Consider the following 13,596-nt stretch of genomic DNA (forward strand, 5'->3'; position numbering starts at 1 on the left):
CCTCCCCTTCCGGAGCCCCCGCTCAATCACCCCGCCGGAGCCTCACATGACCAACCCGCAAAAACCGCTGGATTTCCTGTGGTTCATCCCTTCCTCCGGCGATGGTGCCTATCTGGGCAGCGACCTGCGGGCGCGGCCCGGAGACCCGGATTACTTCCGCCAGATCGCGCGGGCGGCGGATGGCTTAGGCTATTCCGGCGTGCTGATCCCGACCTCGGTCGCCTGCGAGGAAAGCTTCATCCTTGCAGCCGATCTTGCCGCCCATACTGAACGGCTGAAATTCCTGGTCGCCGTGCGCCCGGGCACCGCCTCGCCCGCCTATTACGCGCGGCTCGCCTCAACGCTGGACCGGCTGTCGCGCGGGCGGCTTTTGCTCAACATTGTGGTTGGCGGCGCGCCGGCAGAGCTGGCAGGGGACGGCATCTTCCTGCCGCATGACGAACGCTACGGCCATGCGCGCGAGTTTTTCGACGTCTTCAACAGCCTGCTCGAAACCGGCGAGGCCCATCTCGACGGCAAACATATCAAAGCCCATCACGCGAAGCTGGGCCTGCCGCCCTTCCAGGAACCGCGCCCGCCTTTGTATTTCGGTGGGTCGTCAGATGCGGCGCATGATTTCGCCGGTGATTATGTCGAGAAATACCTGACCTGGGGCGAGCCCCCGGCCCAGGTGGCCGAGAAAGTCAAAGCGGTGCGCGCGGCGGCGGAGGAAAAGGGGCGCGAGGTCAGCTTTGGTATCCGTCTGCATTTCATCGTGCGTGAAACCGATGAGGAGGCCTGGGCCGCGGCCGACCGCCTGATCTCGCATCTCTCGGATGAAACCATCGCCAATGCCCAGGCCGTGCAGAAAAACCAGTCGGATTCTGTGGGTCAGGAACGGATGCGCCGCCTGCATGAGGGCCGCCGCGACCGGCTTGAGGTCTCACCGAACCTCTGGGCGGGTGTTGGTCTGGTGCGCTCGGGCGCAGGCACGGCGCTGGTCGGTTCGCCCGCCACGGTTGCCGCACGGCTGAGAGAGTATCAGGAAATCGGCATCGATACCGTGATCGCCTCGGGCTACCCGCATCTGGAAGAGGCCTATACGGTCGCGGAACTTCTGTTCCCGGAACTTGGCATCAGACCGGCAACCCCGCCGCTGCGCCCGTCTTTCGGCGCGCCCGCCGTCTTTGGCGGCGGTGGCCATGGCGGCAATGTGAAGGCAACCAAAGCATGACCCTTTCCGCCAGCTATCAGATCAACCCGCCCGCCGCCCATGTGATCCGGGACGATGCCGAAGCGATCCGGATCGCGCATGAGGTCGCGGCCTTCCTGCGCCCCGGCGCGGCAGAGCGCGACGCGACCCGCCATGTGCCGGCAGAAGTGGTCGACCATTTCTCGAATTCCGGCCTCTGGGGCATCCAGGTGCCCAGGGCCTATGGCGGGGCCGAAGTCTCTTACGCGACGCTGGCAGAAGTTATCGCGATCATTTCGGCGGCCGACCCCTCGCTGGGGCAGATCCCGCAAAACCATTACTGCCTGCTCGAAGACCTTCGACTGCAAGGGACCGAAGAGCAGAAGCGGCATTACTTCGGCCTGGTGCTGCAAGGTCACCGCTTCGCCAATGCGCTCTCCGAGACCGGCGGCAAAAACGTGGCCGATCTGCAGACCCGCCTTACCCGCGATGGTGAGGGCTATGTGATCGAGGGTCGCAAGGGCTATTGCACCGGCTCGCTTTACGCCCATTACCTCGGTGCGCTGGCACTGGATGATCAGGATCGCGCCCAGCTGGCCTTTGTTCCGCGCGAGACACCGGGCCTTGTGGTGGTCGATGACTGGGACAGTATCGGCCAGCGCACGACGTCCAGCGGCACGGTGCTGCTGGAACGGCTCCGGGTGCAGGATTTCAACCTGATCCCAAGTTACAAATCCTATGAGACCCCGACCCTTGCCGGCCCTTTCGCGCAGATCACCACTGCGGCGATTGATGCGGGCATTGCGCGCGCCGCGCTGGAGGACACCATCGCCTTTGTGCGCGAGCACGCCCGGCCCTGGATCGATGCCGGGGTCGGACAGGCCTCGGAAGACCCGCTGACCATCCTCAGGATTGGTGAGCTCGAGATCCGTCAATCCGCCGCCGAGGCATTGCTGGAACGCGCCGGAAGGGTGCTCGATGCCGCGAAACCGGCTCCGGATGAGGAGAATGTGGCCCTCGCCTCGGTCGCAGTGGCCAAAGCCAAGGTGCTGACCACCGAGGTAGCGATTGAGGCCACCAACCGGCTGTTCGAGCTGGGCGGCACCAGGTCGTCGCTGAGAAAACACGCCTTTGACCGTCACTGGCGCAATGCACGCGTCCATACGCTGCATGATCCGGTGCGCTGGAAATACCACCTCGTGGGCAACTGGGCACTGAATGGCGTGAAACCGCCGCGCCACGACTGGAACTGAGGCCGCAGAAAACAGCGGAATGGCAAAGGGGCGCGGGGAAAGGTGATTCTCCCGCGCCCCTGCCATTTGCGCGCGCCCCTCACGCGGCGGGGGCGAATTTCCCCCCCAGGCCCGCCCTGGCCGCGTGCTTCTTCTCCGCCCGCCCGAAATAAACACGTCTTATTTTATCGTGTTTATGCGAAGCTGTCTTCAGACCCGCCTGTTCCCGGATGCGAGAGGAAGAACTATGTCCCGCCACGAACCCTTGCTGCATCGGCCAACCCTTGCCGAACGTATGGCGGCGGTGCCGCCGGGCAGCCCGATCCTGCGCGCATTGCGCAACCGGCCAGAACTGCTGGCAGGGCTTGAAGCGGGGTATCAGGATCTCTTGCGTCACAGCGGCGCCACGCGGACCGAGGCACTGGCGATTGCCTCTTTCACCGCGCATCTGCATGGCGAAGAGGCGGTCAGCACCCATCTTCACGCGCTGCTTCAGGCGGCGGACAGCGACCTTGCGCTCCTGATTGCGGACGAGGCGGAGAACGCGGCCCTGCCCGGGCCTTACGGCACCTGGCCCCCAGGCCCGCTTTCGGCCGAGGATCTGGATGGGCCGGCCTGGCGCGCCGATCCGCCTCTGCGGCTGCGCCTTGGGGCGCGCCTGTCGGCGGCGCTGGAACACGCGCATCTGGTGACGCTGCACCCGCGCGACATCACGTCGGCGGCAGATGAGGCGCTGGAACGGGCCGGCTGGCTTCCCGGCGAGACGCTGGATCTGAACCGGCTGATCGCCTGGATCGGGGCGCTGAGCCCGGTGGTCAGCGGCCTCAGGGCCTATGCTCATGCGCGCCATCTGCAGCGCACAATCACGACCGCCCATGACCGGCCGGCCGGGTTTGCCTATGGCTGACCCCCTGCTGCCCGAACCGGGACTGAGCGGCCAGGGAATGGCGGCCCCCAGGAAGCCAGAGGCCGGTATTTCAGACCCCGGGACACTGGCCCCTGAGACGCCCGCCTCCCGACTGCCGGACCGTTTTACCAGCCGTCGCCTCGAATGGCGGCCCCGCAAACCTGCGCAGACGGCAATCCCTGGGCCCGTCTCTGTGCCAGCGGTCGAGACCGATCCGGTTGCCTTTCTGCCTGCTGTGCTGGCCGGGGATGCGGGCCCCGTCCTTGCCGCGTCAGCGGGGTTTCTTGCCCGCCGCCGTGGTGCCGGGCTTGCCCAGGGGGAGCGCGACCTCGCGGCCACCGCCGTCGCACGCCGCATCGGCTGTTTCTTCACCACCGCCGCCCATGCCCGTCGCGCCGCTGCGGGCCTGAGGCGCAAGCGCGAGGTCGAGGTTCTGCTGGAAGAGGGGCTGCCAAGCCCGCTCGGGGGCCGCTCCGGCGGCGTGATCGCGGCGGCTTCGGCACTGGCGGCGATCCCGGTCAGAGCCAGCCGCCAGGTCTTCTGGACACTGGAGGAGGAAAAGCTCGACGATCAGGAAATCACCGATCTGATCCTGGTTGCAGGCTTTGCGGCCTGGAATGCCCGCCTCGCACTGGCCGCCGGCGAGAGCCTTCGCCTTGATCCCGAAGACCGCCGGAGCGTCTCGCCATGAGTAAACCCTGGCGCCTGATCGCCCCGGCAGATCATGTCCTGGCCGATGCGGTGCAGCTTGTGCTGCGGGCGCGGCAGCTGCCTGTCCTGCGCGATGAATGCGGCCCGCTGCCGGCGCTCTTTGCGCCCGATGCGGATCCGGTGCCCCTGCATGATGGCGCTGCGTTGCTCGCCGCGCTGCCCGATATGCCCGGGACTGCCCTGCCAGTGCTCGGGGCCGTGCAATCCGCCCAGGCGCGGCTGGCGGCGATCGACCCTGCGGCCTTTCCGGCCGATCTGGACCTGACCATCTACGCCCTGCGCCAGGAGTTGCGCGCACTCGAACCCCTCGCCCCGCAAACGGCGCCGGAAAGCGCTGCCGGGCTGATCATGGCGCCGCTTTTGTGGCGGGTCGGGCTCTATGATTTCCATTTCGGGCTGTTCCTGCTCTCGGGTCTGCCGGGACTGACGGCATTGCGCGCGCAACAGCGGGTCAACCCACGAATTGCGGGCCTCCTGAACGCGGGCGGCGCGCTGCGGGTCCTGCAGCGTCCCGGGCAGCTGACCGGGGCAACCGCCCCGCCAACCGACTGGTCCCGTGCGCTCGGCCCGGAAGGACGGGAGAAATCTCTTCTCCCAAAGGCGCAAAGAAGAAAAGATCCTTCCATTGGCAGCGGGGGGCACATTCGTTAGCCATCCGTCGCGGCGCGCGTGGTGCCAGTGACGGAGAGTTCGATGGACGGAGCCCCGGGGGAAACCATCGGTGACCAGGCGGCGGATGATGCCGCGCTGATCGCCGGCCTGACCGAACGCCTGCGCCTTTTGCGCATCGTTTCGCAGCAAAGGCGGTATCACGGACGCCCGACGCCGCGCCTGCCCTCGAAACGCGCCATCATCGAATTGCTGAACGACATCGTCGCGACCCTTTATCCGCGCCATTTCGGCCCCCAGGACCTCGCGCCCGAGGCCACGGATACCTTCATTGCGCAGATGCTGGCCTCGATCCGTCTGCGCCTTGCCGATCTTGTCATCACCGAGCTGATGCTGGCCCCTGATGCCGACGCGACAGCATCACATGCCCGGGGCGAGGCGCTGTCCCGCGCCTTCCTTGAACGGCTGGTGATCATCCGCGATCTGCATGACACCGATATTCTGGCGGCCTGGCAGGGCGACCCTTCCGCGATGAGCCTTGACGAGGTCGCCTTTTGCTTTCCCGGCGTGGCCGCGATCCTGCATCACCGTATCGCGCATGAGCTGAGCCGCGCCGGCATTCGTATGATCGCCCGCATCATGGCCGAGCATTCGCATTCCGTGACCGGGATTGACATCCACCCCGGCGCAAAAATCGGACCGGCCTTTTTCATCGACCACGGCACCGGCGTGGTGATCGGCGAGACGGCGGTGATCGGACGCAATGTGCGGCTTTATCAACAGGTGACTCTGGGCGCCAAGAGCTTCCAGGACGATGGCACCGGGGCGCTGGTCAAAGGTCAGCCCCGCCATCCGCAGATCGGGGACGATGTGGTGATCTATGCCGGGGCGACGATCCTTGGCCGGATCACGGTGGGCCAGGGCGCGGTAATCGGCGGTGGCGTCTGGCTTTTGGAAGATGTGGCACCTGGTGCAATGGTCACCCAGGCGCGCCCGATGCTGCGCTTCGCTCCGGGCTGAGCGCGCCCGACGGGCCCCTGCCGACGATTTTTACCGCAGATTCGCGGCGATTTCCGGCGCTGACGCCTGCCGGCTCCAGGCTGGCGCAGATCGCCCCTTCCCCAAAAGGCGCGCGCGGAAGAGAAACTTTATCTCTTCCGCAAGCGCTGCAATCGGCCCGTTCCAAGTTTAGCAGCCCCGGGCAAAACGGGTCGAAAACCTGTTCCTGACCGGGGATTTCCAGCGCTATCCTGACTTCATTGCGGGCCCGGCCCGGTGGTTTGCGTAACCCGCAGCCAGGGCCAAAAGTGGGAGTGTGATGATGAACCTTCGTGCCGATACCGGCTTTTACGCGGTTCCCGTGGCGCAGGATGGCTTTGCCGGGGTCATAGCGCCCGGCACCGCCTGGGATCTTGTCTCGCGCGGCGAGGCGGTGATCCTTGATGTGCGCACTGTGGAAGAGCGCGCCTATGTCGGGCGCGTTCCCGGCTCACTGCATGTCGCCTGGGCGACCGGAACCGCGATGAACCGCAACCCGCATTTCGTTCGCCAGGTGGCGGCGCAGGTGCCGGATAAAACGGCACGGCTCCTGCTGATCTGTCGCAGCGGCAAACGGTCGGCGCTGGCGGCCGAAGCATTGACCAAAGCCGGCTGGACCCGGGCCTTCAGCGTGGCCGAGGGTTTTGAGGGCGAGCTCGATGCTGCCGGCCAGCGCGGCACCGCCGACGGCTGGCGCTTTCACGGCCTGCCCTGGCACCAGGATTAAAACGCCGCCCTTCTGGCCCCCGGGCCACGCCATCCCTGGTTTTACGGAGACAGCAATGCCCATCCCTGCCCGCGGCCATGACGGTTTCGCGGAAGATATTTCGGCGACCGTCGCCGGCCTCGCCGAAGCCCGCCATGACTGGCGTGTCTCACATCTGCGCCTTGAAGAGGCAGGGCCGCGCGAATTGCCCTCACCCGAGCGTGTCGCGGCGATTGTCACCGACCTGCGGGCGGTTCTGTTCCCGATGCGGCTTGGTCCTGCCGATCTGCGCCAGGAGAACGAGAATGAGTTCATTGCAACCACGCTGACCCGCGCCGCACAGGACCTGACCCGCGAAACCGCGCGCGAACTTGACTGGGCGCACCGATATCTTGGCCCCGGGGCAGCGCCTGCGCCCGATGCTGCCCCGGTCATTGTCGCCGCATTCATCCAGAGCCTGGCCGGGATCCGCCGGATCCTCGACACCGATGTCGTCGCCGCCTTCCGCGCCGATCCGGCCGCACGTGGCGTCGATGAGGTGCTTTTGTGCTATCCGGGTCTGCGCGCTCTGATCAACCATCGGCTCGCGCATCGGCTGTTTACCCTTGGCCTGCCGCTGATTGCGCGGCTGATCGCCGAGATGGCCCATGGCGAGACCGGCATCGACATTCATCCCGGCGCCCGTATCGGTGAGAGCTTTTTCATCGACCATGGCACCGGCACCGTGATCGGCGCCACCGCCATTATCGGCGACCGGGTGCAGCTGTTTCAGGGCGTGACGCTGGGCGCCAAAAGCTTCCCGACCGACATCCAGGGCAATGTGGTCAAGGGCCTGCCCCGCCATCCGATCATCGAAGATGATGTGGTGATCTATTCCGGCGCCACGGTGCTGGGCCGCGTGACCATTGGTCAGGGATCAGTCCTTGGCGACAATGTCTGGGTCACCGGCGATGTCCCCCCCAGAAGCATGGTGTCGCAGGCCAGATCGCAATCGCAGGGACAGCCAGAGAATGGACATGTCAAAATTGCCTGACACTTCCCCCATATTTGGCAAATTATGCTAAGAAAATTGATTGATTTGGAACAATATTCCACCAAGAATTAACAAAACAGAACATAGTTTCAGACTGCCTCTTCCCTCAACCTTCCTTAACCGGAGCGCCTTATGGCCGATCTCTCCCCGCAATCCGCGCTTGGCGACAATGCCGCCCGCCAGCTTGCCAATGCCACTAAAACCGTTCCTATCCTTGCGACGATCAGCCCGCGCTGGCTTGTCCACCTCTTGCAATGGCTGCCGGTCGAGGCCGGGATCTACCGGCTGAACACGGTGAAAAACCCGCAGGATGTGCATGTCGCCTGTACCGCGCGCGAAGATGAATCTGAACTCCCGCAGACCTTTGTCGATTACGATGAGACCCCGCGCGAATATTTCCTGAACGGCGTTTCAACCATCGTCGATGTTCACACCCGTATCTCGGATCTCTATTCCAGTCCGTTCGACCAGGTCAAAGAGCAGCTGCGTCTCGCCATCGAGACCATCAAGGAAACCCAGGAAGGCCAGCTGATCAACAACCCGGATTACGGGTTGCTGGCCAATGTCCATCCCGATCAGATCAACTACCCGCTGACCGGCGCGCCGACACCGGATGATCTGGACCTGCTGATCGCGAAAGTCTGGAAAGAGCCCGCGTTTTTCCTGACCCATCCCGATGCCATCGCCGCCTTTGGCCGCGAATGCACCCGGCGCGGTGTACCGCCGCCCACGGTCTCGCTGTTCGGCTCGCAATTCCTGACCTGGCGCGGCATTCCGATCATCCCGTCCGACAAGGTGCCGGTGGTCGATGGCAAGACCAAGATCCTGCTGATCCGGGTTGGCGACAAGCGCCAGGGCGTGGTCGGCCTTTACCAGCCGGGGCTGGCTGGCGAGCAGGCGCCGGGCTTGTCCGTGCGCTTCATGGGGATCAACCGCTCGGCGATCGCGTCATACCTGATCAGCCTTTACTGCAGCCTCGTCGTGCAATCGCCGGATGCCCTGGCCGTGCTGGATGATGTGGAGATCGGCAAGTTCCATGACTATCCCGACACCTATAAGTAACCCGCTTCCCGCGCCGGATGCGGTGCCCCAGGGGCTGCCCGATGTGGCGGCCCTGACGAGCCTCGCCTCGCAATTCTTCGCAGCGCTTCCGGGCGCTGCGGGGAACAGCGCTGGTCACCTGCCGTCAAACCCGGTGCCGGCCAATCCGCAGCCCGCGGGCTTTTCGCCCGGGCCACTGGCGAATGGCCCCGCCTTGCCCGGGACCTTTGCGCCCGGGGCAAATGCCGCGCCAGCCAACCCGCAGGACGGGGCGGCGGTGCTGGCCTCGACACCCTCGCTGGCGCCCAAAGCGGCGGCGACAAACGGCCTGCCCGATCACGCCGCCATCGTGCCGCCTGCATTGAACGGCCGGTTCGGCGGCCATTCGCTGGGCGTGCCGCAGGTTTCTCCGCGTACAGCACCCACAACAGATAGCGCATCGCCCTTCTATTTCCTCGCAGATGCCACGCCTTACGCGCCGCAGTCCAAAGCGCAGGACGTCCCGCGCGAGGATCTGGTTTCTGCCCGGAGCTTTGGCCTCCCCGGCGCGGATGATCTGCGCGCACTGCTGGCAGACAACCGGGCGCCCGCGCGCGCGACCCCGGCAAGCCAGCCGCAGCGTGGGGCCTTTGATGTCCATGCCGTGCGCCGCGATTTCCCGATCCTGCAGGAGCGGGTGAACGGGCGGCAACTCGTCTGGTTCGACAATGCCGCGACCACGCAGAAACCGCGCCAGGTGATCGAACGGGTCTCGTATTTCTACGAGCACGAGAATTCGAACATCCACCGCGCCGCGCATGAGCTCGCCGCCCGCGCCACCGATGCCTATGAAAATGCCCGGGAATCCGTGCGGCGGTTTATCAATGCTCCTTCCGTCAATGAGGTGATCTTTACCCGGGGCACCACCGAGGCGATCAACCTGATCGCCAAGTCCTGGGGCGCGCGAAATATCGGCGAGGGCGATGAGATCATCGTCTCTAACCTTGAACATCACGCCAATATCGTGCCCTGGCAGCAGCTCGCCTGGGCGGTCGGCGCGAAGATCAGGGTGATCCCGGTGGACGATGACGGCCAGGTGATCCTGTCCGAGTATCAGCGTCTCCTGGGGCCGAAGGTGAAGCTTGTCGCGGTCACACAGGTCTCGAACGCGCTAGGCACCGTGGTGCCGGTGAAAGAGATCGTCGATCTGGCGCATCGCAACGGATCAAAAGCGCTGGTCGATGGCGCGCAGTCGATCAGCCATATGCGGGTTGATGTCCAGGATATCGGGGCGGATTTCTTTGTCTTTTCGGGGCATAAGATTTTCGGCCCGACCGGCATCGGCGCGGTCTGGGCCAGGGCCGAGATCCTTGACGACATGCCGCCCTGGCAGGGCGGCGGCAATATGATTGAGGATGTCACCTTCGAGCGCACCCGCTTTCAGCCCGCCCCGAACAAGTTCGAGGCCGGGACCGGCAATATCGCCGATGCGGTCGGCCTTGGTGCCGCGCTGGAATATGTCGAGGGCTGGGGGATCGAGAATATCGGCCGCTATGAGCATGAGCTGCTCGATTACGCCACCCAACTGCTGCGGCCCATCAAAGGTGTGCGGCTGGTCGGCACGGCGCGCGACAAGGCCTCGGTTCTGTCCTTCACGCTGGAAGGTTATACCACGCATGAGGTCGGCGTGGCGTTGAATGAGGAAGGTATCTCGGTGCGCACCGGCCATCACTGCGCTCAGCCGATCCTGCGGCGCTTTGGGCTGGAGACAACGGTGCGCCCCTCATTGGCCTTCTACAATACGCGCGATGAGGTCGACCGCTTCATCGCTGTGGTGCAGCGCCTGTCGAAAGCGCCGCATTGAAACAGACCCGCCCCGAAGGCACGGGGCGGGTTACCTGTTGCTGAGGATCTGCTCAGTGGTCGCGAGCCGGATCTGATCTTCGCAACGCGGGTAGATCAGGCGCAGGGCCGCCTCATGCGCCTCGCGCGCGGAACTGCCGACGGCATCAATGGCGATGGTCACGTCAAAGCCAAGATCCATCGCATCCATCACTGCCGCCAGCACACAGACATCCGTTTCCACCCCGGAAAACACGATATGCCGCACCCCAGCGGCAAGGAGCCTCTCGGTCACGCCAGCCACTTTGAACGGCGAATAGATCAGCTTGTCGATCACCAGAGATTTCGCCGCAAAGGGCTGCAATTCCGCCACCAGATCCAGCAGCGCGCGATCGATCCTTTCGCCGGTCAGCATATCCCAGCGTTGGTAATAGCGCGCCCAGGTGCCGGTTGCCGCCTCGGCCGTCTCGGGCACCACGAAGCGCGCAAAGGCGTTCTGGCCGCGAAACCCCTCGCAGAGCCGCAACACATTCGGCAGCACCTCGCGCAGCATCGGCGTGTGCCAGACGGTTTCCTCATCAAACAGCCGCTGCATGTCGATGACCATATGAAGCATATCGCGCATCTCAGCCCTCCACAGGGATTGTATGCGCGGCGGGCCAGCTGAGCGTGACCTCCGCGCCATTGGGCAGGATCACCCCGTCGCTGTTTTGCGCAAAGACCTTCAGCCGCTGCCCGCCCGGCCCTTCCATCAGATAGGTCAGGTTCGCGCCGGCGTAGATCGCGTTCAGCACTTTCGCGCGCAGCTGGTTTTCATATGCGGCATCAAGGCTGATTTTTTCGGGCCTGACCGCCAGTGTCACGTCGCGGCCCTCGGCCAGGCCCGGCGCGGTGATGCGGTGTCCGGCGACCGTGATCGCGCCGCCCTCGACACGACCGGTGAAGAAATTGGCATCGCCAAGGAATTCGGCGGCAAAGCGGGTGGCCGGCCGTTCATAGATCGCGGCCGGCGCGCCCATCTGCACGATGCGTCCACGGTCGAGGATCGCCACCTGATCCGACAGCGTCAGCGCCTCTTCCTGATCATGGGTGACAAAGATCGTTGTCACGCCGATCTCGCGTTGCAGGCTCAGAAGCTCGACCTGCATCTCCTGTCTGAGCCGCCGGTCCAGCGCAGAAAGCGGCTCGTCAAGCAAAAGAACCCTCGGCCCGGTCACAATTGCCCGGGCCATCGCGACGCGCTGCTGCTGACCACCGGAAAGCTGTTTCGGCAGGCGCTCGGCAAAGCCCGGCAGCCGCACCATCTCCAGCGCCTCATCAATGCGGCGCTTTGCCTCGGCACCTTTGACCCCGCGCTGGCCAAGGCCGAAGGCGACGTTGTCCCTGACACTCATATGCGGGAACAGCGCGTAGGACTGGAACACCATGCCGATATTGCGGGCCCAGACCGGGATGCGGGTGACGTCTTCGCCGCCGATGGTCACCTGACCCGCCTCGGGCGTGATAAAGCCCGCGATGATCCTCAGAAGCGTCGTCTTCCCCGAGCCGGACGGGCCGAGAAGGCTGGTGAAGCTCCCCGATGGGAAATCGACTGTGATATCGGTCAGAACGGGGCTGCCGCCATAGGATTTGGCGATGCCCGTCAGCTTAACGTCGGACATCTTTCGCTCCGAACTTCGAGAAGATGAAATAGATCAGCACCAGCGCCATTGATGCGAGCAACAGCACCGTCGAGATGATGTTGATATCGGGGGTGAAGCCTTTGCGGATCGCGGAATAGATTTTCACGGGCAGCGTCGTATAGCCGGGCGTGGCCAGGAAATACGAGATCACGAACTGATCAAGCGAGACCGCGAAGGCAAACAGCGCAGCGCCGATGATCGAGGGGGTCAACAACGGCAGGGTCACCCGGAAAAAGGCGAAAAGCGGCGTCGCCCCAAGGCTCATCGCGGCCTCTTCGAGATCCTGGCGAATGGTTTGCAGGCCGGTGGAGACCACGAGCACCACGTAAGGAATGGCCAGTGCGACATGGCCGATCAGCATGGCATGGAAGCCGCGACCGATGCCGCTCCAGTAAAACATCACCAGCATCGCGGTGCCGGTGATCAGCCAGGGGATCGCGATGGGCGGAAGCAGCATGACGCGCAGAAAATTCCGCCCCGGAAATTCACGCCGATGCAGCGCCACGGCGGCGGCAGTGCCGACCGGGGTGGCGATCAGCGTTACGATCACGGCGACGATAACCGAATTCTTGCCGGCCTCGATCAGCTCCTGGTTCTGCCAAAGCTCATGCCACCAGCGGGTCGAGAACTCGAAGGGCAGCTGGTAATAGGGCGAGGCGTTGAAGCCCATCGCGATCATCACGCCAATGGGCAGGTAGAGAAAAAAGATCAGAAGGCAGAGATACAGGCGACCAAAGGCTTTCATCCGCTCACAACTCCGCATTGCGGCTCAGCACGCCGGAGAAGGTCGCGAAGATCGCCAGCACCACCGCAAGCAGCATGAAGGAAAGCGCGGCCCCCTGCGGCCAGTTGAAGCCTTGGGTAAAACTGTCCTCGATCACGGTGCCAAGCGTCACTCCCTGCGGCCCGCCAAGGATCCGCGGCTCCATAAACGCGCCGACGACCGGCACGAAGATCAGCACCGATCCGGCGATCAGCCCGGGTGCAGCCATCGGGATCAGGATGCGTCCAAGGATCGTCCACCAGCGGGCGCCAAGGCTTTCTGCCGCCTCGACAATCGCATCGTCAATGGTCGAGATCGCGATATAGCAGGTCAGGACCATATAGGGCAGATAGCCATGCACCAGGCCCAGCACGATTGCCGGGCGGGAATAGAGAAAGCCGACCGATGCGGCCTCGGGCAGGATGAACTGCACCACGGCATCAAGGAACCCGCCCTCCCGGATCACCATGGTCCAGGAGAAGATCCGCACCAGCCCATTGGTCCAGAACGGCAGAAGGATCAGGATCAGGAAGATCCATTGCGACCGCCCAAGGCCCGACCGCGCCAGCGCCAGCGCGGCCAGAAATCCGGTCACGGCACAGATCAGCGTGGTCGCGAAAGCGATCTGGAAGGTCCAGGAGGCCACCTGCCACATATAGGGCTGGGTGAAGAATATTTTATACTGATCAAGCGTGTAGCCGATTTCCTTATTGCCAATGGGTGTGGCTGTCATGAAGGAAAACAGGAACATCGCGCCCAAGGGCAGGAATATCGCAATCAACAGCCAGCCATAGGCCGGCAACAAAAGCGCCGTGGTCGCAACCCAGGGCGGCAGGCGCCTCCCGCCCATTTTCAGGGCGGGGGCTGCTGAGATGGGGCCTG

14 protein-coding genes are annotated in these 13,596 nt (G+C 64.3%); 10 read left to right on the forward strand and 4 right to left on the reverse strand.

Going from position 1 to position 13,596, the window contains the following annotated elements; all coding sequences use genetic code 11:
- Positions 1-46 precede the first annotated feature (46 nt).
- From ssuD to BLW25_RS17735, 10 genes are all read left to right on the forward strand, one after another.
- Positions 47-1,213: an FMNH2-dependent alkanesulfonate monooxygenase gene (gene ssuD, locus BLW25_RS17690; RefSeq protein ID WP_092902602.1), complete on the forward strand. Its 1,167-nt coding sequence runs from the start codon at positions 47-49 to the stop codon at positions 1,211-1,213.
- Positions 1,210-2,424 (forward strand): SfnB family sulfur acquisition oxidoreductase, encoded by a 1,215-nt coding sequence (locus tag BLW25_RS17695; RefSeq protein WP_092902604.1) that lies wholly within the window; start codon positions 1,210-1,212, stop codon positions 2,422-2,424. Before ssuD ends, BLW25_RS17695 begins: the two co-directional genes overlap by 4 nt.
- Before the next feature lie 226 nt (positions 2,425-2,650).
- Entirely contained in the window at positions 2,651-3,310 is a 660-nt protein-coding gene (locus BLW25_RS17700) for a carboxymuconolactone decarboxylase family protein (RefSeq protein ID WP_092902606.1), read from the forward strand.
- On the forward strand, positions 3,303-4,001 hold the full coding sequence (locus BLW25_RS17705) for a carboxymuconolactone decarboxylase family protein (RefSeq protein WP_092902608.1): 699 nt from the start codon (positions 3,303-3,305) through the stop codon (positions 3,999-4,001). The genes BLW25_RS17700 and BLW25_RS17705 overlap by 8 nt, the downstream gene beginning before the upstream one ends.
- A complete protein-coding gene (locus BLW25_RS17710) occupies positions 3,998-4,672 on the forward strand; it encodes a hypothetical protein (protein ID WP_092902610.1) in 675 nt (224 codons plus the stop codon). The genes BLW25_RS17705 and BLW25_RS17710 overlap by 4 nt, the downstream gene beginning before the upstream one ends.
- Before the next feature lie 42 nt (positions 4,673-4,714).
- Positions 4,715-5,650, forward strand: a complete 936-nt coding sequence (locus tag BLW25_RS17715) for a serine O-acetyltransferase (RefSeq protein ID WP_092902612.1) — start codon at positions 4,715-4,717, stop codon at positions 5,648-5,650.
- A gap of 301 nt (positions 5,651-5,951) precedes the next feature.
- Entirely contained in the window at positions 5,952-6,395 is a 444-nt protein-coding gene (locus BLW25_RS17720; protein WP_253188573.1) for a rhodanese-like domain-containing protein, read from the forward strand.
- 55 nt (positions 6,396-6,450) lie between these two features.
- Positions 6,451-7,407 carry a serine O-acetyltransferase EpsC gene (epsC, locus tag BLW25_RS17725; protein WP_216279411.1) on the forward strand — a complete coding sequence of 319 codons (957 nt, stop codon included), beginning with the start codon at positions 6,451-6,453 and terminating at the stop codon, positions 7,405-7,407.
- Between the two features lie 132 nt (positions 7,408-7,539).
- Complete coding sequence (locus BLW25_RS17730) at positions 7,540-8,469, forward strand: family 2A encapsulin nanocompartment shell protein (RefSeq protein WP_092902618.1); 930 nt, start codon at positions 7,540-7,542, stop codon at positions 8,467-8,469.
- The gene (locus BLW25_RS17735; protein WP_092902620.1) at positions 8,444-10,291 is read left to right on the forward strand and encodes a family 2A encapsulin nanocompartment cargo protein cysteine desulfurase; all 1,848 of its coding nucleotides are present in this window, start codon (positions 8,444-8,446) and stop codon (positions 10,289-10,291) included. The genes BLW25_RS17730 and BLW25_RS17735 overlap by 26 nt, the downstream gene beginning before the upstream one ends.
- Before the next feature lie 30 nt (positions 10,292-10,321).
- Here BLW25_RS17735 and BLW25_RS17740 read toward each other — a convergent pair whose 3' ends face one another.
- The 4 genes from BLW25_RS17740 to BLW25_RS17755 are packed head-to-tail and all read right to left on the reverse strand — an operon-like array spanning position 10,322 to position 13,564.
- Complete coding sequence (locus tag BLW25_RS17740) at positions 10,322-10,894, reverse strand: cysteine hydrolase family protein (RefSeq protein WP_171909630.1); 573 nt, start codon at positions 10,892-10,894, stop codon at positions 10,322-10,324.
- A gap of 1 nt (position 10,895) precedes the next feature.
- Positions 10,896-11,930 (reverse strand): ABC transporter ATP-binding protein, encoded by a 1,035-nt coding sequence (locus BLW25_RS17745; RefSeq protein WP_092902624.1) that lies wholly within the window; start codon positions 11,928-11,930, stop codon positions 10,896-10,898.
- On the reverse strand, positions 11,917-12,696 hold the full coding sequence (locus BLW25_RS17750) for an ABC transporter permease (protein WP_092902625.1): 780 nt from the start codon (positions 12,694-12,696) through the stop codon (positions 11,917-11,919). The genes BLW25_RS17745 and BLW25_RS17750 overlap by 14 nt, the downstream gene beginning before the upstream one ends.
- 4 nt (positions 12,697-12,700) lie before the next feature.
- Positions 12,701-13,564, reverse strand: a complete 864-nt coding sequence (locus BLW25_RS17755; protein WP_216279413.1) for an ABC transporter permease — start codon at positions 13,562-13,564, stop codon at positions 12,701-12,703.
- Positions 13,565-13,596 lie beyond the last annotated feature (32 nt).

This window comes from Rhodobacter sp. 24-YEA-8, from assembly GCF_900105075.1.
In the GTDB taxonomy this organism is placed as follows: Bacteria; Pseudomonadota; Alphaproteobacteria; order Rhodobacterales; family Rhodobacteraceae; genus Pseudogemmobacter.

What these genes read in the sequence shown, in the direction of transcription:
- ssuD (WP_092902602.1), top strand. Translation starts at nt 47, where the DNA reads ATGACCAACCCGCAAAAACCGCTGGATTTCCTGTGGTTCATCCCTTCC.
- BLW25_RS17695 (WP_092902604.1), top strand. Translation starts at nt 1,210, where the DNA reads ATGACCCTTTCCGCCAGCTATCAGATCAACCCGCCCGCCGCCCATGTG.
- BLW25_RS17700 (WP_092902606.1), top strand. Translation starts at nt 2,651, where the DNA reads ATGTCCCGCCACGAACCCTTGCTGCATCGGCCAACCCTTGCCGAACGT.
- BLW25_RS17705 (WP_092902608.1), top strand. Translation starts at nt 3,303, where the DNA reads ATGGCTGACCCCCTGCTGCCCGAACCGGGACTGAGCGGCCAGGGAATG.
- BLW25_RS17710 (WP_092902610.1), top strand. Translation starts at nt 3,998, where the DNA reads ATGAGTAAACCCTGGCGCCTGATCGCCCCGGCAGATCATGTCCTGGCC.
- BLW25_RS17715 (WP_092902612.1), top strand. Translation starts at nt 4,715, where the DNA reads ATGGACGGAGCCCCGGGGGAAACCATCGGTGACCAGGCGGCGGATGAT.
- BLW25_RS17720 (WP_253188573.1), top strand. Translation starts at nt 5,952, where the DNA reads ATGAACCTTCGTGCCGATACCGGCTTTTACGCGGTTCCCGTGGCGCAG.
- epsC (WP_216279411.1), top strand. Translation starts at nt 6,451, where the DNA reads ATGCCCATCCCTGCCCGCGGCCATGACGGTTTCGCGGAAGATATTTCG.
- BLW25_RS17730 (WP_092902618.1), top strand. Translation starts at nt 7,540, where the DNA reads ATGGCCGATCTCTCCCCGCAATCCGCGCTTGGCGACAATGCCGCCCGC.
- BLW25_RS17735 (WP_092902620.1), top strand. Translation starts at nt 8,444, where the DNA reads ATGACTATCCCGACACCTATAAGTAACCCGCTTCCCGCGCCGGATGCG.
- BLW25_RS17740 (WP_171909630.1), bottom strand. Translation starts at nt 10,894, where the DNA reads ATGCGCGATATGCTTCATATGGTCATCGACATGCAGCGGCTGTTTGAT.
- BLW25_RS17745 (WP_092902624.1), bottom strand. Translation starts at nt 11,930, where the DNA reads ATGTCCGACGTTAAGCTGACGGGCATCGCCAAATCCTATGGCGGCAGC.
- BLW25_RS17750 (WP_092902625.1), bottom strand. Translation starts at nt 12,696, where the DNA reads ATGAAAGCCTTTGGTCGCCTGTATCTCTGCCTTCTGATCTTTTTTCTC.
- BLW25_RS17755 (WP_216279413.1), bottom strand. Translation starts at nt 13,564, where the DNA reads ATGGGCGGGAGGCGCCTGCCGCCCTGGGTTGCGACCACGGCGCTTTTG.